Source organism: Paeniglutamicibacter sp. ORCA_105, assembly GCF_045798545.1.
GTDB lineage: Bacteria > Actinomycetota > Actinomycetes > Actinomycetales > Micrococcaceae > Paeniglutamicibacter > Paeniglutamicibacter sulfureus.
The window spans coordinates 87,912-108,856 of sequence record NZ_JBIXLM010000005.1 but is presented as its reverse complement, the minus strand read 5'-3'; the positions used below and the strand labels follow the sequence as shown (position 1 = coordinate 108,856).

The 20,945-nt window shown below is 65.4% G+C and carries 14 protein-coding genes, 1 tRNA gene and 1 other RNA gene; 7 read left to right on the top strand and 9 right to left on the bottom strand.

The features are described from left to right. Position 1: 1 nt before the first annotated feature. A complete protein-coding gene (locus tag ACIPUB_RS04015) occupies positions 2 to 478 on the bottom strand; it encodes a hypothetical protein (RefSeq protein ID WP_407606184.1) in 477 nt (158 codons plus the stop codon). Positions 479 to 526: 48 nt separating this feature from the next. After that, entirely contained in the window at positions 527 to 1,432 is a 906-nt protein-coding gene (locus ACIPUB_RS04010) for a 3-methyladenine DNA glycosylase (RefSeq protein ID WP_407606183.1), read from the bottom strand. A gap of 328 nt (positions 1,433 to 1,760) precedes the next feature. Here ACIPUB_RS04010 and ACIPUB_RS04005 point away from each other — a divergent pair, with 328 nt between their 5' ends. Further along, positions 1,761 to 3,002, top strand: coding sequence for an HNH endonuclease (locus ACIPUB_RS04005; RefSeq protein WP_407606182.1), 1,242 nt, complete (start codon positions 1,761 to 1,763; stop codon positions 3,000 to 3,002). 121 nt (positions 3,003 to 3,123) lie between these two features. Here ACIPUB_RS04005 and ACIPUB_RS04000 read toward each other — a convergent pair whose 3' ends face one another. Continuing rightward, positions 3,124 to 4,410 carry an aspartate kinase gene (locus ACIPUB_RS04000; protein ID WP_407606181.1) on the bottom strand — a complete coding sequence of 429 codons (1,287 nt, stop codon included), beginning with the start codon at positions 4,408 to 4,410 and terminating at the stop codon, positions 3,124 to 3,126. 435 nt (positions 4,411 to 4,845) lie between these two features. On the opposite strand from ACIPUB_RS04000, the gene ACIPUB_RS03995 reads away from it, so the two are divergent. The 4 genes from ACIPUB_RS03995 to ACIPUB_RS03980 all read left to right on the top strand — a co-directional run bounded on the left by ACIPUB_RS03995 (position 4,846) and on the right by ACIPUB_RS03980 (position 12,046). Beyond that, on the top strand, positions 4,846 to 5,637 hold the full coding sequence (locus tag ACIPUB_RS03995; RefSeq protein ID WP_407606223.1) for an IclR family transcriptional regulator: 792 nt from the start codon (positions 4,846 to 4,848) through the stop codon (positions 5,635 to 5,637). 1,034 nt (positions 5,638 to 6,671) lie between these two features. Then, positions 6,672 to 8,555 (top strand): BCCT family transporter, encoded by a 1,884-nt coding sequence (locus ACIPUB_RS03990; RefSeq protein ID WP_407606180.1) that lies wholly within the window; start codon positions 6,672 to 6,674, stop codon positions 8,553 to 8,555. Positions 8,556 to 8,635: 80 nt separating this feature from the next. Beyond that, positions 8,636 to 9,529: a formyltetrahydrofolate deformylase gene (gene purU / locus ACIPUB_RS03985; protein ID WP_407606222.1), complete on the top strand. Its 894-nt coding sequence runs from the start codon at positions 8,636 to 8,638 to the stop codon at positions 9,527 to 9,529. 24 nt (positions 9,530 to 9,553) lie between these two features. Next, complete coding sequence (locus ACIPUB_RS03980) at positions 9,554 to 12,046, top strand: FAD-dependent oxidoreductase (RefSeq protein ID WP_407606179.1); 2,493 nt, start codon at positions 9,554 to 9,556, stop codon at positions 12,044 to 12,046. Positions 12,047 to 12,069: 23 nt separating this feature from the next. Here ACIPUB_RS03980 and recR read toward each other — a convergent pair whose 3' ends face one another. The 5 genes from recR to ACIPUB_RS03955 all read right to left on the bottom strand — a co-directional run bounded on the left by recR (position 12,070) and on the right by ACIPUB_RS03955 (position 18,993). Next, positions 12,070 to 12,732, bottom strand: a complete 663-nt coding sequence (gene recR, locus ACIPUB_RS03975; protein ID WP_407606178.1) for a recombination mediator RecR — start codon at positions 12,730 to 12,732, stop codon at positions 12,070 to 12,072. A gap of 122 nt (positions 12,733 to 12,854) precedes the next feature. After that, positions 12,855 to 16,439 carry a DNA polymerase III subunit gamma and tau gene (locus tag ACIPUB_RS03970; RefSeq protein WP_407606177.1) on the bottom strand — a complete coding sequence of 1,195 codons (3,585 nt, stop codon included), beginning with the start codon at positions 16,437 to 16,439 and terminating at the stop codon, positions 12,855 to 12,857. Beyond that, positions 16,436 to 17,356, bottom strand: a complete 921-nt coding sequence (gene gluQRS, locus ACIPUB_RS03965) for a tRNA glutamyl-Q(34) synthetase GluQRS (RefSeq protein WP_407606176.1) — start codon at positions 17,354 to 17,356, stop codon at positions 16,436 to 16,438. The genes ACIPUB_RS03970 and gluQRS overlap by 4 nt, the downstream gene beginning before the upstream one ends. Before the next feature lie 60 nt (positions 17,357 to 17,416). Then, positions 17,417 to 17,513: signal recognition particle sRNA small type (gene ffs / locus ACIPUB_RS03960), an RNA gene on the bottom strand. Positions 17,514 to 17,580: 67 nt separating this feature from the next. Then, complete coding sequence (locus ACIPUB_RS03955; protein WP_407606175.1) at positions 17,581 to 18,993, bottom strand: DUF222 domain-containing protein; 1,413 nt, start codon at positions 18,991 to 18,993, stop codon at positions 17,581 to 17,583. A gap of 332 nt (positions 18,994 to 19,325) precedes the next feature. On the opposite strand from ACIPUB_RS03955, the gene ACIPUB_RS03950 reads away from it, so the two are divergent. After that, positions 19,326 to 19,410, top strand: a tRNA-Ser gene (locus ACIPUB_RS03950). Between the two features lie 149 nt (positions 19,411 to 19,559). Then, the gene (locus tag ACIPUB_RS03945) at positions 19,560 to 20,336 is read left to right on the top strand and encodes a response regulator transcription factor (protein WP_407606174.1); all 777 of its coding nucleotides are present in this window, start codon (positions 19,560 to 19,562) and stop codon (positions 20,334 to 20,336) included. Here the strand turns inward: ACIPUB_RS03945 and ACIPUB_RS03940 are convergent. Further along, entirely contained in the window at positions 20,333 to 20,731 is a 399-nt protein-coding gene (locus ACIPUB_RS03940; protein WP_407606173.1) for an Hpt domain-containing protein, read from the bottom strand. The genes ACIPUB_RS03945 and ACIPUB_RS03940 overlap by 4 nt on opposite strands. Positions 20,732 to 20,945 lie beyond the last annotated feature (214 nt).

Below are 20,945 nucleotides of genomic sequence, written 5' to 3'. Positions count from 1 at the left end.
CCTATTGCAGTTGCCCTGAAGGTTGGTCGACCAGCAGCGCCAGGGCGGCGGTCCAGTCGGAAATCGCGCAGCCGTCATGCAGGTCAAAGGTGCGCTCCACCGACTGCCCGTCCCGCGTGCCCGTCACCCGGGCTATGGCCGGACCGCCGTATTGCTGGGTGCACATCCGCGTGGCGCCCGCCGCGGGCTCGGTGAGCAGCTGCGGATGGGCATCCACCAGCGCGCAGGCCGCAGCGGCCCGCGGGTGGTTGCTCCGTTCCACCGCGACGGGCCCGTCGCACAATAGGTGGAAATGCGCGCTTTCAGCGCTTCCGTCGGCCCGGATCGAGATCTGCAGGTCGGTGTCCTGGCCCTGCCCCTGGCTGGAAGCCGACGCGCTCGGCGACCCCCCGGTTCCGCCGCCGTCGGCGCACCCGGAAAGCATCGCGACGGCACCAAGGAGCAGCGCGGGGAGAAGCGAATGGTTACTGTGCCGCATGGAGTTGCCCTCCAATCATGCGTCGGCCGCCGGTGGCGGCCGGTACCTCTAAGTCTGTGGCAACGGCAGTGATTGGGCAACGGCCAGCAGGCGTTCGCGCAGCACCTGCGCCCGATCGGCAAAGTCCTTCTGCAAGCGTACGTACTCGGCCTTGCCCGCGGGAGTCTCGATGGCGATGGGCCGGTGGCCCCAGTCGGCCAGGTCGTAGGGGGAAGCCTGCATGTCCATGGTGCGGATGTCCCACGCCAGTTCGAAGCAGTCCATGACCAGGTCGCTTGGCACCGCGGGGGTCAGCTTGTACGCCCACTTGTAGAGGTCCATGTTGGCGTGCAGGCACCCGGGCTGCTCGAGGTCCCGCTGGGTTTCGCGGGTTGGCTGCAATTCATTGAGCGGCACAGCCTCGGGGGTGTAGAACCTGAACGCATCAAAGTGGGTGCAGCGGATCTTGTGCTCCTCGACCACCGCATCGGTTCCCGCCGAACCCAGGCGCAGGGGCAGGTATTCGTGCCGGATCCCGTTGTCGGCCGATTTGTAGGCCATGGCCCATTCGTGCAGGCCGAAGCATGCGAAATTGGCCGCTCGGGTGGCTGTTCCGGCCAGGATGATGTTGGCGAACCGGATCGCCTCCGTGCGGGTTTGCGCAAACGCCTCGAGATCCACCGTGTAGCCGCGCTCGCCGGTCGACTTGTCAACGACTTCGCGATAGAACTTCCAGTCTGCGCGTTCCCTGGCGCTTTCCCCGGCAAGCACCACGCCGGGCCCCGGATGCCAGCGATAGAGCTGCCCAGGCTTCTGTGTGTAATAGGTGAAGAGGAAGTCCTCGATCGGGTGCTTCTGGCGCTTCATCCTGCGCTCGGTGAACGGCTCGCCAAAACGCTTTGCGCGCACCTGATGAGCGGCGGCGGACGGCAGCCACTGCTCTTCGGGCAGCCAGGCAAGCGAGGAGGAGAGCATCCAATCATTATCGCCGCGCCGGCCGGGAAACCCTTAATTCTTGAATCGCACCCTCCGATTCAACGACCTTTGTCAAGACCCCCGCGCAGGATTGTGGACAACCATAAAGTGCGTTTGACATGGCCTTTTATGGCAATTTCCTTTGTTTTTTGCCCTTCTTTTCGAGGGTTTTCGGGCGTAGAATGGAGGTATGTTCGATGAATATCACAATGGAGATTCCAGAGGCGAACCTCCCGACGAATACTTTCCGCCGGCACCCGCACCCGTCGTCTGTCTCCCGCCGGTGCCGGGGCGATGCCACGAAGATGACCTTGCGTTCCTGAGATACGTGCGCGACGGGTTGGCGGCCCTGGACACGGATGGCACCGCCAAGGAACATCACGAAAAAATCGCCCTGGCCGAGGAGATCAAGGGTGCCGCGGCCGGCGCCCAGGTCATGTCCGCAACCCTGATGGAAGCCGACGTCGTGGCTCGGCGCACTGAGGCCGGCGTGCGGGAAAACAACCCGTCCTACGGGGTCGGGGCACAAGTCGCCCTGGCACGCCGCGAATCCCCGGAACAGGGCAGGGCCTTCCTGGGCTTCTCCGGCCGTTTGGTCTCGGACCTGCCGTTCACCCTCATCGCCCTGGTGCGCGGCAAGATCGGCGAGGCCCAGGCGCGGACCATCGACCGCGAAACCGCGAACCTGCCCTCGGCGCAGCGCGGCGAGATCGATGCCGCCCTGCTGCGCGATCCGGAAGGGCTCAAGGGCCTGTGCGTGCGTGCCGTCGTTGACCGGGTCCGCCGGCTCGCCTACGCATACGACAGCTCCGACGCGCTGACGCGCCTGGAAGAGGCCAAGTCCTGCCGGTACCTCGCGGTGTCCCCGGCCCGGGACGCGATGATGCAGGTCGCCGGGATGCTCTCTGTCGAGGACGGGCTGGCGATCCGCCAAGCCCTCACCCTCGAAGTGGACAGGCTCAAGGCGGCAGGGGACACCCGGACACGGGCCCAGATCATGGTCGACGTCGCGGTGGACCGGATCACCGGCAGGTCAACCGCCGAAGGCACCCAGCTCATGCTGTACCTGGCGATGTCCGACCGGACCTTGCTCCAGGGCGGCAGCGAACCGGCGTTCCTGGAAGGCTACGGCACTGTCCCCTCCACCTGGGCCAGGAACCTGGTCGGCGGACGCGAACCGCAGGACCGGGAACGCCGCCGCGCCCAGGTGGCCCTGAAACGGCTCTACACCCACCCCGACACCGGGGCCCTGGTGGGCATGGACTCACGCTCCCGCCAATTTCCCAAGGCGCTCAAGGACCTGATCCGCATCCGCGACCAGTACTGCCGCACACCCTACTGCAACGCACCGATCAAGCACTTCGACCACGTGGTCCAACACAGCCGCGGCGGACCGACCAGCGAAGCCAACAGCGCCGGTCGATGCGCCGCCTGCAACCAGACCAAGGAACAGGACGGCTGGGAAGAACAAGTGCTGGACGCCGGCGGGCGGCACACCATCCTGATCACCACCCCCACCGGGGCCCAATACACCTCCACGGCACCTGCCCTGCCCGGCACCCCCGCCTGAATACCGCAGGGTTCCGCCGCCGCACCACGCCCACCACCAAAAACGGTCCGCAGCACCGAAGGCGCGCCCCTTGGCGTGCCCCGGTGCCACGGACCGCGTGGCGTTAAAGGGAGTATTTACCTTAGCGGCCGGTGCCGCCGTAGACGGTTGCCTCGTCCTCGGCATCCAGATCGAATGCCGCGTGGATGGCTCGCACTGCGGCATCGAGCTTGTTGGCGTCGGTGACGATGGAGATTCGGATTTCCGAGGTGGAAATCATGTCCACGTTCACGCCTGCCTGGTGCAGGGCCTCGAAGAACGTGAAGGAAACGCCCGGGTTCGAACGCATGCCTGCACCGATGAGCGAAAGCTTGCCAACGTTTTCGTTGTAGGAGATGTCCTCGAAGCCGATTTCCCCCTGGGCGGATCGCAGTGCCTCCTTGACTTGCTTGCCATCGACCATGGGAAGCGTAAAGGAGATATCTGTGCGGCCCGACCCTGAAGTCGAGAAGTTCTGGACGATCATGTCGATGTTGGCGTGGGCGCCGGCAATGACGCGGAAAATCTGTGCGGCCTTGCCAGGGATGTCGGGCACGCCAACAATCGTGACCTTGGCTTCGGAGCGGTCGTGGGCGACACCGGAAATGATGGGCTGTTCCAAGGGTTCTCCCTCTTGAATCTTGATCTGGTCATCGGGGCTGGGCATAACCCAGGTTCCCTCATTGGTGCTGAACGAGGACCGCACGTGAAGCGGAACCCCGAAACGACGCGCATATTCAACGCAACGCAGGTGAAGGATTTTGGCGCCGGAGGCGGCCATCTCCAGCATTTCCTCGCTGGAAATGGTGTCGATCTTGCGGGCCGCCGGAACCACGCGGGGATCGGCGGTGTAGATGCCATCGACATCGGTGTAGATCTCACAGACATCGGCACCCAGTGCGGCGGCAAGCGCCACCGCGGTGGTGTCCGAACCGCCGCGACCCATGGTTGTGATGTCGTTGGATTCCTTGCTCATGCCCTGGAACCCGGCGACGATGGCGACGTAGCCGCGATCGATGGCGCGGCGCACGCGCTGCGGCGAAACCTCAATGATGCGTGCCTTGCCGTGGATGGCATCGGTCATCATGCCGGCCTGTGAGCCGGTGAAGGAAGCCGCCTTGGCCCCTAGGCCGTCGATGGCCATGGCCAGCAGGGCCATGGAGATGCGTTCGCCTGCGGACAGGAGCATGTCCATCTCGCGGGCGGGGGCATCTTCGGTCAGTTGTTCGGCGAGGTCGAGCAGTTCATCGGTGGTGTCGCCCATGGCGGAAACCACCACGACGACATCGTGGCCGGCGGACTTGGTGTCAATAATCCGACGGGCAACACGTTTGATGCCTTCGGCATCTGAAACGGAAGATCCGCCGAATTTCTGGACAATCAGGCTCATGCGTCAGCACACTCCATGGGACGGGAACAGGTGGGACTTCAAAGGGCGCGGCAATAATTGGCCCAAACCCATATTAGCCATTGTGATGCACCGGAACGCCAATGCGTGACCGATCTAGGTCATAAAGGGCGGTTTGGCTGGTCTATTTGCTCGGTTTGGTGTCGGCGAGGTCACCTCGCATGGAAGGCGGGGTGGCCCTACGCGGCGAGGGGGCCATTTGGTAACGGATTGGACGAAAGCGTGATTTGAGCGGCTTGCCAAGCCGGCTTTGCTGGCTCGCCGCCGGTGCCTCCAGCCCGCCTAGTCGCTGGGCGCCGGGGCGATGGCACGCACCTTGCCGGGGCCAGCGCATAAGCTGGACGAAAGCGACCCAGTATGAAGATGAACGCAAAGGACGGCAGGCCCTTGGCAGTCGATGAACCCCACCGCCCGGAAATGGACGACGACGATGCCGTGCACGGCGGCGTCCAATCGGTGGACCGCGCCCTGGCCATCCTGGAAATCCTCGGCCGGGACGGAAGCGCCGGGGTCGGCGAAGTTGCCGAAGAACTGCAGATCCACAAGTCGACGGCCTCCAGGCTCTTGGGCTCTCTTCTGGCCCGCGGCATGGTGCAGCAGAATACCAACCGGGGAAAATACGAGCTGGGATTCGGCATCCTGAAGCTGGCCAGCACCATTCCAGGCCGGCTTTCACTGGTGGCCCTGGCCCGCCCGGTCCTTGAGGCCCTGGCCGAGCAGTACAAAGAGACCGTCAACCTTGCTGTGCTGCGCGAGGAATACGCGGTGAACGTGGACCAGGCCATGGGCCCTTCGACCCTGGCGACATACGACTGGCTCGGCAGCCTCACCCCCCTGCATGCGACCTCCAGCGGCAAGGTCCTGTTGGCGGCCCTCAGCTCCGATGAACGGGGGCGGATCCTGAAAGCCACCAAGCTTCCTCAGCGGACCGCCAAAACCATTCGGACCCGGACGGCTCTGGAAAAAGAACTGCTCCAGGTCGTGAAGGACGGTTACGCCCAGGCACTCGAGGAGTTCGAGATGGGCATCAATTCCTATGCGGCGCCAGTGCGCAACCACCTTGGCGTGGTCGTCGGGGCCATCAGCATCTCGGGCCCTGCCTTCCGCTTCGCCCCCGAAATGGAGCCCGGTCTGCTGGAGGGACTCAAACAGGCAGGGCTGCAGGTCAGCGCGTCGCTTGGCTACACCGCTGGCTACACCGCCGGCTGAGGCTCGCCCGTCGATGATGTCGGCGCACTCCGTTCGCTGCTGACGACGTGCCGGGCTGCATGACCGACGAGGACCTTCCACATTGGCCATCGCGTCGTGGCCGATACCAAGGTCATCAACCGTAGTTTGTGATGCCCGGGTCCTCGCTCGCACCAAGTCTCCCGGGCGAATCCCGGAAGATGTCATGATGTCGTCCTGGAGGGACGGCCGCCCTGCCCTGCCCTCATGCGGCGCCAGGGTTCCCGATCTTTCCTTACCCGGGAAATTGGACTCCGTGATCTTGCCCGGCGGAGATTCCCGTACGGCGGAGATGCGACCGCAGTGGTCCTGCGAATGGCCGCAGATGATCATCGCCCGGCTGGCTGACCCCTGACTCTGCCGCATTCGGGAAGTCGCTTCGATTTGTACTGGTACCTCTGTTTCCCAATTGCGTAATAAACATCAGGCATCTGTGGGCGCAACTCTCCTACTGTTACGCAAATGCGTCGCCTAGGCGAGGTTCCACGACAAGGGGGCGCTTTCGGCGCGGCACGAAGCAGGGTGGCCCCAGAGCCGGGAGGGATGGAAGGGAAAAGGCCTAAACCTCTTGACATCCTTCTGTGGCGTGCGCCACAGTTGTTGCACAGGGCGAAGGCTGTTGATCATAGCGAGACTGAATCGCCGCCGAACCACCGAACGAAACCGCCGAAAGGAAGTCGATGCGCGATGCACGAAGCCTGTCCATCGAATCGGTTGTCCCGGGGCGGCGCCCCTTATCTGGACACGCCGGCCCTGAAAGCCGCAATGCCTATCGACGGCGGTGGGCTACTCGCCAGCCACGACACCTGAACGCAGGAGGCTCCTGTCCACCCAGTTGCAGGCTCGCATCCACAACGCAACGGTCTTGCAAAGCTCCACCACGGGCGACGAAGTCACTCCGATGCCCCGATTTCCAGGACTGCAACCCCGCCGGATAGCGGTCCTCTCGGCGGGTGACCCGCCCCGGTCCACGGACCAAAGACACGTTCGCATTCACCAGGCAAAGGAAAACACCCATGGCAGTGAACACCGACGAGACCATGTCCGAAGAACCGGACGTGCCCGAGGAGTACGTGGTCGAGGATCCGGTCGCGGGTTCCGCACCACCAGTTGACACCGCCATCCTGCAGGAGCTCAGGGACGGCGAATCGGAGCGCAAGGCCACACGGATGATTCCGCGCCTGCCCGAGGGACTGGACAAGGTCACTTTTGGGGTCGCCGGGGCCTTCGCGCTGGCCTTCGTCATCTGGGGCCTGGTCAAAACCGCCTCGCTCTCGGCGGCCTCGAACGCTGCACTGTCCTGGGTCACCGAGAACACCGGCTGGTTTTTTGTTTCGCTGGCCTCGTTCTTCGTGATCTTCGTGCTCTGGCTGGCTCTGGGCCGGTTCGGCAACATCCCGCTGGGGCGTGACGGGGAAAAGCCGGAGTTCCGCACTGTCTCCTGGATCTCGATGATGTTCAGCGCCGGCATGGGAATCGGCCTCGTTTTCTACGGGGTGGCCGAACCGCTCTACCACTACGTTTCCCCGCCACCGGGAACGGTTGACGGGAGTACGCCCGAGGCCATCCAGACGGCCATGGCCACGTCGATCTTCCACTGGAGCATCCACCCCTGGGCCATGTTCGCGGTGGTCGGCATCGCAATGGCCTACTCGACATTCCGGCTGGGTCGCCGGCAATTGATCTCTTCGGCCTTCACTTCCCTCTTCGGCCCGCGGGTCGAAGGGCCAGCCGGCAAGATCGTGAACATCCTGGCCATCTTCGCCACGCTCTTCGGCACCGCCGCCTCGCTGGGGCTCGGCGCCATGCAGATCGCCAGCGGCATCGAATTCAACGGCTGGGTCGGCAAGGTCGCCTCGCCGGTGCTGGTTGGGGTCATCACGGTACTGACCGTCTGCTTCGTGCTTTCCGCGGTCTCGGGGATCTCCCGGGGCATCCAGTGGCTCTCCAACATCAACATGGTCCTGGCCCTGTTGCTGGCGGTGCTCGTGTTCGTGTTGGGTCCCACGCTGCTGATCCTCAACCTGATCCCCTCGGCCATCGGCGACTTCGTCCGGGACCTGCCCTCGATGGCCTCGCGCACCGAGTCCGCCGGTGACGAGTCGGTGCGGGCGTGGATGTCGAGCTGGACCATCTTCTATTGGGCTTGGTGGGTGTCCTGGGCGCCGTTCGTGGGCATGTTCATTGCCCGGATCAGCCGCGGACGCACCATCCGCCAGTTCGTCACCGGGGTGCTGCTGGTCCCGTCGCTGGTCTCCGTTATCTGGTTCTCGATCTTCGGCGGCGCCGCCTTCGACGTCCAGCTCAAGTCCGAAGCTTCCAACGGGGCGTCGGATTCGATGGTGAGCATGGTCGACGGGGAACCCTCCATCGACTTCGAGGGCGCCATGTTCGACTTGATCCAGCACCTGGGCGCCAGCCCCGGGGTCACCTTGGCCATTGCCATCCTGGCCATGGTGTTGATCGGCATCTTCTTCGTCACCGGCGCAGACTCCGCCTCGATCGTGATGGGCTCGCTGAGCACCAATGGGCGCCTGGAACCCTCCAGGGGCGTCATCGTGTTCTGGGGAGTGCTCACCGGGGCGGTTGCCGCCATCATGTTGCTGGCCGGCGGGGAGAATCCCGGGCAGGCGCTGAACGGGCTGAAAAACATCACCATCGTCTCCGCTCTGCCGTTCGCCGCCGTCATGTTCATCTTGTGCATCGCCCTGGTCAAGGACCTGCGCCGCGATCCGCTGGCACTTCGCAGGAAACTGGCCGACTCGGTGGTCGAACGGGCCATCCGCAGCGGCGTGGACGAACACGGCGGAGTGCCCTTCGAACTGGTCACCAAACACGACTGCACCGAGGCCTGCGACGCCGAAGACCGCTGCCCCGGCCGCGGCGCCGACGGCGCATGAGAACGTCCGCAATCCACACACCAATATCCAGCCACAACCAAACCACCTTTCAACGAGCCAAGGGAGCAAACGTGAGCACCATGATCCACGAGACGGCAGTGACCCGGGATGCCACGCACCCGCGCAGCATCCGCTTCGTCCTGACCCTTTCCTGCCCCGACAAGCCCGGCATCGTGCGGGCAGTGACAGGGTTCCTCGACGACCGCGGGTTCGACATCGCCGAGCACCAGCAATTCGACGACCACGTCGGCGGCCGGCTCTTCCTGCGCACGGCACTCGCCGGCGGGAACCCGGATGACACCGCCGAGGAACTGGAAACCGCGTTCGGACGGCTGGCGGGTGAGTTCGGCATGGACTTCGCCTTCCACGACGGGCGCGCCCAGCGGGTGCTGGTCATGGTCTCGAAGTTCGGGCACTGCCTCAACGACCTGATCTACCGCTGGCGCACCGGAACCCTCGGCGCCGAACTGGTCGGCGTCGTCTCCAACCACGAGGACCTGCGCCCCATGGCCGAGGCCGCCGGGCTGCCGTTCATCCACATCCCGGTCACCGCCGCGACCAAGCCCGCCGCAGAGGCGCGGCTCCAGGAGGTCATCGCCGACCACCGGGCCGACGTCGTGGTGCTGGCCCGCTACATGCAGGTGCTCTCCAACGAGCTGACCCGGGCACTGCACGGACGGGCCATCAACATCCACCACTCGTTCCTGCCCGGGTTCAAGGGCGCCAAGCCCTACCACCAGGCCTATGAACGCGGCGTGAAAATGGTGGGGGCCACCGCGCACTACGTCACCGAGTCCCTCGACGAAGGCCCGATCATCGAACAGGAGGTGTTCCGGGTGGACCACGTCCCGGACGCCGACGCACTGGCGCGAATCGGGCGCGATGCCGAGGCCCAGGCCCTGGCCCGCGCCATCACCTGGCATTGCCAGCACCGCATCCTGCTGAACAACACCCGCACCGTCGTCTTTCGCTAAGCATCCCCGAAAAGGAGCATTTCCATGAACCAAGCACCCCGCGTCGTCATCATCGGGGCCGGCATCGTCGGCGCGAACCTGGCCGACGAGCTGGCCGTCCGCGGCTGGAGAAACACCACCGTCATCGAGCAGGGACCCCTGCACCTGGCCGGCGGATCCACCTCCCACGCCCCGGGATTGGTCTTCCAGACCAACGCCTCGAAATCGATGACGGAGTTCGCCAGCTACACCGTCGCCAAGCTGCTCTCCCTGCAAAAGGACGGCACCTCCTGCTTCAACCAGGTCGGCGGGCTGGAAATCGCCACCACCCCCGAACGCCTGGAAGAGCTCAAGCGCCGGCACGGTTTCGCCACCTCATGGGGGCTCGAATCGCGGCTGATCGACCCCGCCGAATGCAAGAAGCTCTACCCGCTGCTGGAACAGGAGGTGGTGCTTGGGGGCTTCCTGGTTCCCTCCGACGGGTTGGCTTCAGCGGCGCGGGCGGTGCAGCTGCTCATCGAGAAGTCCACCGCGGCCGGGGTGCGATTCCTGGGGGACACGACGGTCACCGGGATCGAGCAGGACGGCGGCAAGGTCACCGGGGTGCGGATCGGGGAGGACGAGGTCATCGAGGCCGACATCGTGGTCTCCTGCGCCGGGTTCTGGGGTCCGGCAATCGGGAAGATGATCGGGATGGACGTGCCGCTGCTGCCGCTGGCCCACCAATACGTCACCACCGACGCGCTGCCCGAGCTTGCCGGGCGCAACGAGGGCCCCAACGGGGCGAAGCTTCCGATCCTGCGCCACCAGGACAAGGACCTGTACTACCGCGAGCACGGGGAGAAGATCGGCATCGGCTCCTACGCACACCGCCCGATGCCGGTGGAGCTTCACACCTTGGCGAAGGTGCCTGCCGACCGCATGTCCGAACACGAGATGCCGTCGCGGCTGGACTTCACCGAGGAGGACTTCCTGGACTCCTGGGAGGATTCGAAGGTGCTGCTGCCGGCCCTGGGCGACAGGTCGATCGACGACGGCTTCAACGGGATCTTCTCCTTCACCCCGGACGGAGGCCCGCTGGTGGGCGCCGCACCGGAGCTGGAAGGCTTCTACCTTGCCGAGGCCGTGTGGGTAACGCACTCGGCCGGTATCGCCCGGGCCGTGGCCGAGCTGCTCATCGACGGGCAGTCCTCCATCTCCCTGCACGAGGGCGAGGTGACCCGCTTCGAGGCACTGCAAACCACCAAGGAATACGTCAGCGAGACCTCCCAGCAGAACTTCGTGGAGATCTACGACATCCGCCACCCGCTGGAGCCGCGCACCTCCCCGCGCGACCTGCGCTCGAGCCCGTTCCGCGCCCGCCAGGACGAACTCGGCGCCTTCTACCTGGAATCCGCGGGCTGGGAGCGTCCGCACTGGTTCGAGGCGAACCGGCACCTGGTGGATACCCTGCCCGAGGCGTGGCGGGGTCCCGAGCGCGACGCGTGGTCGAACCAGTTCCACTCGGAGATCTCTGCGGCCGAGGCCTACACGACCCGTACCGCCGTGGCAATGTACGACATGACACCGCTCAAGCGCCTGGAGATCACCGGCCCCGGGGCCCTGGAGCTGCTGCAGCGGTTGAGCACCGGCAACATCGCCAAGAAGCCCGGGGCCGTCACCTACTGCCTGCTGCTGAACGCCGACGGCGGGATCCGCTCGGACGTGACCATCGCGCGGCTGGGGGAGGAACGCTTCCAGCTCGGCGTGAACTCGAACATCGACTTCGACTACTTCACCGTGGAGGCGCGGCGGCAGGCAGCCGCGGACCCGGCGGCATGGGCCCACGTCGCGGACATCACCGGAGCCACCTGCTGCATCGGGCTGTGGGGGCCGCTGGCCCGCGAGGTCATGGCCAAGGTCAGCGATGACGACTTCTCCAACGAATCACTGAAGTACTTCCGCAGTGCCGAGGTGGTCATCGGCGGGATCCGGGTCACCGCGATGCGCCTGTCCTACGTGGGGGAGCTTGGCTGGGAACTCTACGCGAGTGCCGAGACCGGGCAGCGGCTCTGGGACGTGCTCTTTGAGGCAGGGGCCGAACACGGGATCATCGCCGCCGGGCGCGGGGCGTTCAACTCCATGCGCCTGGAGAAGGGCTACAGGCTCTGGGGCACCGATGTGACACCCGAGCACCACCCGTTCGAATCCGGCCTGGGGTTCTCCATCGCCAAGGGCAAGACGGGGTTTGTGGGGGCCGACGCGGTGGATGTGCTGCGCAACGAGCCCTCCGCGCGGGCGCTGCGCTGCCTGACGGTCAACGACGGGACGTCGATCGTGCTGGGCAAGGAACCGGTGTACCTCGATGGTGCCGCGGCCGGGTATGTCACGTCTGCTGCCTACGGCTACACCGTGGGCACGCCGCTGGCCTACGCCTGGCTCCCGGCCTCAACGGTGGAGGGGGACCAGGTGGAGATCGAGTACTTCGGCCGCCGGATTCCCGCCACGGTGGCGGCAGATCCGCTCTTCGATCCGAAGATGGAGCGCCTGCGCGGCTAGGCGGGGGCACCCCGCCGGCCGGATCAGGAGGCGGAAACCGGTTCCTGGGTCGGCAGCGGGGTACGGACCAGGGGTGCGGCGGGGGCCGCCGGCGCGGTGTTGCGGCGGCCTTCGATGGCGCGGGCGAGGGTGACCTCGTCGGCGTACTCGAGGTCCCCGCCCACCGGCAGCCCGGAGGCCAGTCGGCTGATCTTGATGCCCAGCGGGCGCAGCGTGCGCACCAGGTAGGTGGCCGTCGCCTCGCCCTCCAGGTTGGGGTCGGTGGCCAGGATGATCTCGGTGATGCGCTCGTCGCCCAGCCGGGCGATCAGCTCGCGGATGTGCAGTTGCTCGGGTCCGATCCCGTTGATCGGGTTGATGGCACCGCCCAGCACGTGGTACTTGCCGGTGAAGGCGCGCGAGCGCTCGATGGCGATGACGTCCTTGGACTCCTCGACGACGCAGATGATGTCATCGCCGCGGCGCTCGTCCCGGCAGATCGAGCAGGTCTCCGACTCGGAGACGTTGAAGCAGAGGGTGCAGAACTTCACCCGTTCCTTGACCACGGAGATGGACTGGGCCAGGCGCTTCATATCCTCCGGGTCCGCCTCGAGGATGTGGAAGGCAATGCGCTGGGCGGACTTGGGGCCGATGCCCGGAAGCCTACCCAACTCGTCAATCAGTTCCTGGACTGCGCCTTCGTACACTTGGTTTCACACTGCCTAATCTTGCTGTTCCTGGGAATTACGGTTCCGTGCAGCAGACACTACACGTTCGCGGCGACGCTTCACCGTGCCGGTTCCGGTCTTCAGACCGGGGTCCGAACGGATCAGCGGGGCCGGTTGGGTCGCTCGATCACGTTGCCGGCGGCGTCCCGTTCCTCAATGACACGGCCGTTGAGGATTCGCTCGATGGCGGGGACCCCGATCAGCGAGGAATCCTCGATGGCGATGTCGTCGTCGCTGGGGACGAACTCCGACTCATCCAATTCTACGGGTGCAACAGGTGCCGGGGGGCGTGTGTCTTCAACAGGTGCGGTGGGTCTCGGGCGGGCGAAGTCAGGGGCATCGTCGGGGTTTCCCCATGCGCCTGCGGCCGGATCCGTGGTGATGCGGGCGTGTGCGGGTGCCGGGGCGGAGTCGGCGATCCCCGCGGCGCGGTTCATCAGCCGCTGGTAGCGGCTGAGCTTTCCGCCGTTGGCGACCGGGGCGGAAGCTGCAGGTGCGCCGGGTTCCCCGGAGGAGGCAACCGAGGGAACCGCAACCGGCATGCCCCAGGTTGCTGCCGATGCGCCTGGGGGAGGTGCCACCGGACGATCCGCATCACCCAACGACGGCGCCGGAGCCACGTAGCCCTTGGGCGCGGCAGGGGCGGGGACGGGGGCAGGCGCGGCCGGCCGCGAGCTTTCGCCGGCACCGTGTAAGGGTGCAGCAGTGCCGGTGTCGAGGGCAGGTTCCGCCGAGGCGGAGCCGAGGTCCGCTTCCCAATCGGGCACCGGAACGGAGGAGGCATCCCAGTCTCCGCCGCCATCGTCCCATGGTTCCGAGTCCCAGGTGGGTTCCGGTCCGAAGCCCGGATCCTCGTCGGACAACGACGCAGACGGGGACGGCGCCGCGACCTGGACGGGTTGCTCGGTAGCAGAAGCCGGGCGCACGGGCTCGACGGCCTGCCGTGGGGCTTCCTGCTGGACAACCGGCCGGGGCGCCGCGGGTGCCGCCTGCGGCTGGGCAGACCGGACAGGCTCGACTGGCTGGACAGGCTCGACAGCCGGCCGGGGAGCAGCGGGCTGGGAGACAGTGGGCGCTGAATCCTGCACGGTCGTCGGAATAGGGGCGGTGCCGCGTCCGGGTTGGCCGGGAGCGGGCGCACTGGAGGGTGCCGGGGCGGTGTGCTGCTGTGGTGCGGAATCAGCTGGACCTTTGGTCACCGCCGGCTCGGGCCGGCGATCAACTTTTGGGCCAGAACCACCCGCCGGTGCGGACCCTCCCGCTGCGATGGCCAACTCAACGTTCACGCCGAGCACCTTGTTGACGCTCTGTCCCAGGATCGCGACGTTTTCCTGCCGCGCGGTGAACGCGGTCAGCGCGCCGGTGTGCGCAAAGCTGACGGTCAACGTGCGGCCGTCAAAGCCGGTCACTGAGGCGTTGGGCGCCACCATCATCCAGACGAACTTCTTGTTGCTCTTGAGTTCTTCCAGGATGTCGGGCCATGCCCGGCGGAACATCTCAACCGATCCCGTGCCGCCGGAGGTTCCCGCCGGGGCCTGGCCTTGTTGCGGGGCCTGGCCTTGCTGTGGAGCGTGACGTTGTTGCTGGGGGGCTGGCTGCCGCTGGGGTGCAGGCGACTGCGGCGGCCGTTGCTGCTGCGGTTGCTGTGGGGCCTGGTTCTGTTGCGGCGCTTCGGATCGCTGGGCCTGGTGAGCCTGGGATGGCGCATGCTGTTGCTGTTGCTGTTGCTGTTGCTGTTGCTGTTGCTGTTGCTGTTGCTGTTGCTGCGCGGCGCGTTGCTCGGCCGCTGCCCGTTCCTGTGCCGCTCGTTCCTGGGCGGCGCGTTGTTCGGCTGCCGCCTTTTCCTGGGCAGCGCGTTGGGCCGCTGCCTGCTCGGCGGCGGCACGATCCTTGGCTGCCTGCTCTTCCTTGACCTTCTTCGCGAAGTCGGCCATGGCCTGATTCTGTTGGATCGGCGCGGGCTCCGCTGCCGGGGCGCCGGACTGGCCTTCACCCTCGGTCTCGGGGGCGCGGTCGGGCAGGATGCTGAACGGCGGGACGTTTGCCGGAGGTTGAACCGGGGTGCCCTGGGCGGGCGACACCGGCTCGGTCACCGGGTTGGCGGGGGCGTCGGGAACGGGTCCCCACGTGCCGCCCCAATCGGGGGAGTGCCCGGTGGAATCCTCCACCGGGGGAGCTTCCTCGGTGGGAACCGACGGTGTTGGAGCCGCCGGTGCGGAAGTGGTTGCAGTTCCGGGTTCGGCCGGTGCCGGCTGGTGGGCCGATTCCAGTGCAGGCTCGGAAGCCGGTTGGACCGTCGGTTCCTGCAGCGCTGGAGGGGCAGGAACGGCTTCGGAAGCCGACGGCGCATCGGGTGCCCCGCCTTCCTTCTGGGCGCGGGCGGCACGCAGTGCCTCGCGGACCGCTGCAGCACCGGCGCCGGAGTTCTCGGCCTCGTAGCCGGAGGCTCCGGAAGACCCTGCCGAACCGTCGGCGTGCGCATAGGCTCCATCGCCGGACGGCGCCGGGGGAAGATCGTCGCCGGCGTACGCCAAACGGCGCTCGACCCGGTCCATACGCGCATTGAAACCGCGCTCGGTGGCGTCGGATGCTGGAAGCAGCAAGCGGGCGCAGAGCAGCTCGAGGTGCAGGCGCGGCGACGTCGCTCCCGTCATCTCGGTCAGCCCGGCATTGGTGACATCGGCCCAGCGGCTGAGTTCGGCTTGGCCAAGTCCCGCTGCCTGGGCGTGCATGCGCTGGAGCTGGTCCTCGGGCAGGCCGCGAATGATCTGGGAGGCGTTTTCGGGCACCGCGCGCACGATGATCAGGTCGCGGAAACGCTCGAGCAGGTCCTCGACGAATCTCCGCGGGTCGTGTCCGGTCTGCACCACGCGGTCGACGGCGCCAAACACCGTCGCGGCGTCGCCGGCGCCCAGGGCATCGACCACGTCGTCAAGCAGCGAAGCGTGGGTGTAGCCCAGCAGCGAAACCGCCAGCTCGTAGTCCAGCCCGTCCGGTCCGGCTCCGGCGATCAGCTGGTCCAGCACGGACAGCGAATCACGCACGGAACCGCCGCCGGCGCGGATGACCAAGGACAGCACACCTGGGGCCACCGTGACGCCTTCGGCGGTGCAAAGGTACTCGAGGTACTTGATCAGCGGCTCGGGCGGAACCAGCCGGAAGGGGTAGTGGTGGGTGCGCGAGCGGATCGTGCCGATGACCTTGTCCGGCTCGGTCGTCGCGAAGATGAACTTGATGTGCTCCGGCGGTTCTTCGACGATCTTCAGCAGGGCATTGAAACCGGCCGAGGTGACCATGTGGGCCTCGTCGATGATGAAGATCTTGTAGCGATCGCGCACCGGGGCGAAAGTCGCGCGTTCGCGCAGGTCGCGGGCGTCGTCGACGCCGCCGTGGGACGCAGCGTCGATCTCGATCACATCAAGGGAACCCGGGCCGCCGCTGGCCAGCTCGATGCAGCTGGGGCAGGTGCCGCACGGGGTTGGCGTCGGGCCCTGGGCACAATTCAGGCAGCGGGCAAGGATGCGGGCGGACGTGGTCTTGCCACAGCCGCGCGGACCCGAGAAGAGATAGGCATGGTTGACCCGGTTTTTTTCCAGGGCCGTCATCAGCGGTGTGGTGACATGTTCCTGCCCGATCACGTCCGCAAAATTGTCTGGACGGTAGCGACGGTAAAGAGCTGTACTCACGAGGGCCACCCTATCGGTTTTCCGGTGCCGCGTGCATCCGGACTTCTTGTGAAGACCCACGGGTCGGTGGGCAGCGAGGCCGGCCTAAAGGCCGCCAGGGCCGCGTAGATCGACGACGTCGGGAGACCCAACGAGGCCAGGATCACCGCGCGGGCCGCATCGGCGTCGATTCCCTCGGCCGCCAATTGGGCCAGCGTGACCGCACCGTCCCGTTTGGCAAGGCGCTTGCCTTCCGAATTCAGGGCCAAGGGCACATGGGCATAAGCGGGAATCCCGTAACCGAGCAGTTTTGCCAGATACGCCTGCCGCGGAGCCGAAGAGAGCAGGTCGTCGCCGCGGACCACCTGGTCGATGCCCTGGATTCCGTCGTCGACCACCACCGCCAGGTTGTAGGCGGGAACCCCGTCGTTGCGCAGCACCACAAAGTCATCCACGACCCCGGTGTAGGCGCCGTGGAGTTCGTCGGTGACGGTGAAGGAATCCACCTCGGTGCGCAGCCGCAGTGCCGCCGGGCGCAGCTCGCGCTTCGCGGCACGTTCGGCCTCGGTGAGATCGCGGCAGGTTCCCGGATAGGTTCCCGGAGCGGCATGCGGTGCGCTGGGGGCATCGGCGATGTCGCGCCGGGTGCAGAAACATTCATAGAGCAAGCCACGGTCCCGAAGGCCGTCAAGTGCGGCTGCATACAGATCGGATCGCTCGCTTTGCCTCACGACCTCTCCGTCCCATGAGAGACCCATGGCCGCAAGGTCGGAAAGTTGCCGGGCTTCGGCTCCGGCGCGTGCGCGGTCAAGGTCTTCCACGCGCATGAGGAACTTTCGTTCGGTGGACCGGGCAAAGAGCCATGCCAGGATCGCCGTGCGCAGATTGCCCAGATGCAGATCCCCCGAGGGACTGGGGGCGAAGCGTCCGGCACCCATCGACAACTCCCTTTCGACTCCCGGATTCGAGGTGAATGGGTCAACGATCCCCGGGCAAATAGTAAAGACCCCTCATGCACCTGCCAGAGCCCATCTACCCTTGCTACCTTCCGGTCCTGGGGGAGTTCAACAGGATGACACCACATGAGGGGCCGACAAGTAGTCTACCCGAGGGAGGGCCTTGGCCCGAAATCCGCGCTCCCCGGGTCGCCCGCCGGATCAGATCACGGCTCCGGGGAGTTGTCTGGAAACCCCGGGATGTCCTCGGTCTCATCCCAGCCCAACAACCGCTTGCTCTGCGCGTCGATCGTGGTTCCGGGCAGCATCAGTTGGACAGGTGGAGGTTCGGGGCCCAGTGCGCGCGGGAAGAGCAGGCCGTCGGGCAGTTCCAGGTGTGTCACTCCGTGGGGAGTGCGCCATTGCAGCGATCCGTTGCCCAGATGGACCGCCTGCCAGCCCAGCACATGCTTGTAGATCTGGTGCCGCTTGCACAACAGCTGAGCGTTCTGCACCGAGGTTGTTCCGCCGGTCGCCCAATCGTCGATGTGGTCGAATTCCGAAGTCTCCGGCGCCCTACGGCAGCCGGGAAAGCGGCAATGCTCGTCGCGGACCCGCAGGAAATCCCGCAACGCCTTCGAGGGCTTGTAGCGCTTGCGGCCCAAATCCAGGATCGAACCTGTCCAGGGGTCGGTGAGGATGGGTTTGAGGGATGGCGCGTTGGCCGCAAGGCGCAACGCGACGCCCAAGGGAATCGGGCCGTATCCCTCCAAATTGGCGATGCCTCGTTCTGGGTTGGTCAGCAACTCCAGCGCGGGAATCGTCAGACCCACAAAGAGCGAGGGCTTCCTCTTGGCTTGTCCGGGCCAGCCATCGAGCAACGAATCCCGGAACACATCGGCCCTCAGCTGGCCCAGTGGCCGCTCCTGTTCGCTTGAAAGCAGCAGGTTGGCGTGGGTGGTTACGGTGTTGAAAATGGACAACACGTCCTCTGCCGGCAGGTAGGCCTGCAGAACCGCCATTCCGTCATCTTCTGGCCACCACATCAGCGAGCGTCCCATTTCGGCCCTGGTGCGGCGATCCGCGGCCGGTTGCGGATGCAGTCGTTCTCGTGCCCGCTTGATGCGCAGGGACATTGAGGCGTCGGAGGCAGTGATCGCCGTCGGCAGTAGGCCGGCTTCAATTTGTTGGGCAGTTGCCCTCGGGATGCCGCGCGTCTGCTTAACGAGCGCGGCAGCAGTGCGTGAGGTGATGCTGCCGGTGTAAAGGGCGAAAAGGGAATGTTCGTGCACGTACCGTAGGCCCTCCGCCGTGGCCAGGCGGTTGAAGGTGGAGCGTTCGGATGTGCGGGTGACCATGGCGGCCTCGGCAACGAACGAGGAACGATTCAGATCCTGGTCCGCCCGGGAAAGAGGGAAACCGTGCTCTTCGATCTCGCGCTTGTAGTCAAAAAGCGTGGGATTTTCCTCCGATAGAGGAGTGGGCATTCCGCGCTGCACCATCTCGCTGGTATCTGCCAGAAGCGTGGACTCCAGTCCGTCGAGCATGGCCCGGATCCTGCTGATCTCACGGAGCTGTTCGAGGCCCTGGGCAGGGCTTCGAGGGTACTGGGCGGATGTGAGCTTCGTAACGGCCGTCATGAGGGGGTTCCGCTCCAGGAAACCTTCCACGCATGCCGTCCAGGCACCGTCCAATCCGGTGTAATAGCGTGACCCGGGCGGTGGCACGCCACCGCCCTCGGGCCCCGTATTGCCGTGGTGAGCCGCGAACTTTCCCATAATCCAGTACAGCCCCGATGCGTCATGTCAGGGCGGTGGCCTTGGCTGCCTGTGACTCATGGGCACCCACGGCCAAGGCCTGTGGGGGAAGGTGCGCCAGGCGCTGGAACGGTCGCATGGCGCGGTCGACCATGACTCGATTAGTTGCCGTCGCAAATGTCCGCTATGCTGGAACCTGCTCTTTGGAGCAAGCTGGAGGATTCGCCTAGCGGCCTATGGCGCACGCCTGGAACGCGTGTTGGGTTCACGCCCTCGGGGGTTCAAATCCCCCATCCTCCGCGGATACGGAATCGGTCTTGACTTGAGAAATCTGGTCAAGGCCGATTTCGTTTAAGCCACCTTTCAGTCGGAAAATCGTTAGACTAACGAACATGCCCTTGGCGAACCACTGGATTCGCCGATTGGACCCAGCTGGAGAGGTAGCCGTCGTGACTAGAGCCCGTACCGCAGTGGTCGTGGAAGATGATGCAGACATACGGGGTTTGCTCGAGGTCGTCCTGCAGCAATCCGGGTTTGACGTGCACTCCACTGACTCCGGAGTTTCCGGCGTGGAAATGGTTGGTTTCCACGAGCCCGATCTGGTGACCTTGGATATCGGGTTGCCCGACATCGACGGATTTGAAACCGCACGCCGCATTCGCATGATCTCGGATGCCCACATCCTCATGTTGACCGCCAGGGCCGATGAGATTGACACCGTCCTGGGGCTTGAATCCGGTGCCGACGAATATGTCACCAAACCATTTCGTCCCCGTGAGCTTCGCGCCAGGGTCGATGCGATCATGCGCCGCCGCACCGCACACCAGGCGACGCCTCAAGATACGGGACCGATCGAAATGCCGTCTGGCGACGGTGAGGGCCCCGAGGCCGACTCGGAAGTTGTGCGCACCCTCAATGGGCTGGTGATGAACGTTTCGACGTATTCGGTCCAGGTTGACGGTGAAAACTTAAGTGTCACCCCGACGGAGTTCACTCTTCTAGATTTGCTCTTGGGTGCCAAGGGCCACATTCGCACCAAGGCCGATCTGGTCAGGCGACTTCGCAACGAGGACTCCGACGCCGGGACTTTCGTTTCGGCGGCGGATGAGCGGTCGGTGGAAGTGCATGTGGGAAACCTGCGTCGCAAACTGGGTGATTCCGTCCACGAGCCACGCTGGATCGAAACAGTGCGCGGTGTTGGGTACCGAGCCGTGATCGGGCGCTAGGCGGACTGGCGGTACGTATCCAAGGCATGCTCGGGGAAGCCTGGCTTGGTCAACTCGGCCAAGATGGCATTGCCGGCTCCCTCGATGCGGCCCACGAGAGAGCCCTGCAGAGCCTGGTTGTCCGTACGGAAGGCCGCCTGTAGCTGGACTGCCAGCGTGGCCAGATCGTGCGCGCCGACCATGGTCGCCGCCGATTTCAGGGAAAGCGCCGAATCCTCGCCGGCGGCGCGGTCATTGTCCGCGATCGCCTTATTCAGTCGACCGATTCGCGTAGGCCACAGCGACCTGAACTGGGAGATGAACTCGTTGACCGACTCCGGGCCGAGCTCGGCGCATAGTTTTCCCAGGGTCTGCGCGCACACGACGGCGTCCGGGGAAATTGGCTGCAACTCCATGTTCCCTATCATGACGGGTGAAGCTCACGATCCGACCCCAAATATGCTCAAGACAACCTCAAGGTATGCCCCGAATCTTGAGCATACTGTGCGTCAAAATTGTCGCCGATTGAGTGGAAACTTGATGTCGACAAGGAATAGTCCTTGGTAGGCGGTGGTTTGGTCCACCAGTTTCCACCGACAACGGGGAAGTTATCGAGTCCCCGGCTACCAG

What these genes read in the sequence shown, in the direction of transcription:
- ACIPUB_RS03955 (WP_407606175.1), bottom strand. Translation starts at nt 18,993, where the DNA reads ATGACGGCCGTTACGAAGCTCACATCCGCCCAGTACCCTCGAAGCCCT.
- ACIPUB_RS04010 (WP_407606183.1), bottom strand. Translation starts at nt 1,432, where the DNA reads ATGCTCTCCTCCTCGCTTGCCTGGCTGCCCGAAGAGCAGTGGCTGCCG.
- ACIPUB_RS04000 (WP_407606181.1), bottom strand. Translation starts at nt 4,410, where the DNA reads ATGAGCCTGATTGTCCAGAAATTCGGCGGATCTTCCGTTTCAGATGCC.
- ACIPUB_RS03990 (WP_407606180.1), top strand. Translation starts at nt 6,672, where the DNA reads ATGGCAGTGAACACCGACGAGACCATGTCCGAAGAACCGGACGTGCCC.
- ACIPUB_RS03980 (WP_407606179.1), top strand. Translation starts at nt 9,554, where the DNA reads ATGAACCAAGCACCCCGCGTCGTCATCATCGGGGCCGGCATCGTCGGC.
- ACIPUB_RS03995 (WP_407606223.1), top strand. Translation starts at nt 4,846, where the DNA reads ATGGACGACGACGATGCCGTGCACGGCGGCGTCCAATCGGTGGACCGC.
- gluQRS (WP_407606176.1), bottom strand. Translation starts at nt 17,356, where the DNA reads ATGGGTGCCGGACGCTTCGCCCCCAGTCCCTCGGGGGATCTGCATCTG.
- purU (WP_407606222.1), top strand. Translation starts at nt 8,636, where the DNA reads ATGATCCACGAGACGGCAGTGACCCGGGATGCCACGCACCCGCGCAGC.
- ACIPUB_RS04015 (WP_407606184.1), bottom strand. Translation starts at nt 478, where the DNA reads ATGCGGCACAGTAACCATTCGCTTCTCCCCGCGCTGCTCCTTGGTGCC.
- ACIPUB_RS03940 (WP_407606173.1), bottom strand. Translation starts at nt 20,731, where the DNA reads ATGGAGTTGCAGCCAATTTCCCCGGACGCCGTCGTGTGCGCGCAGACC.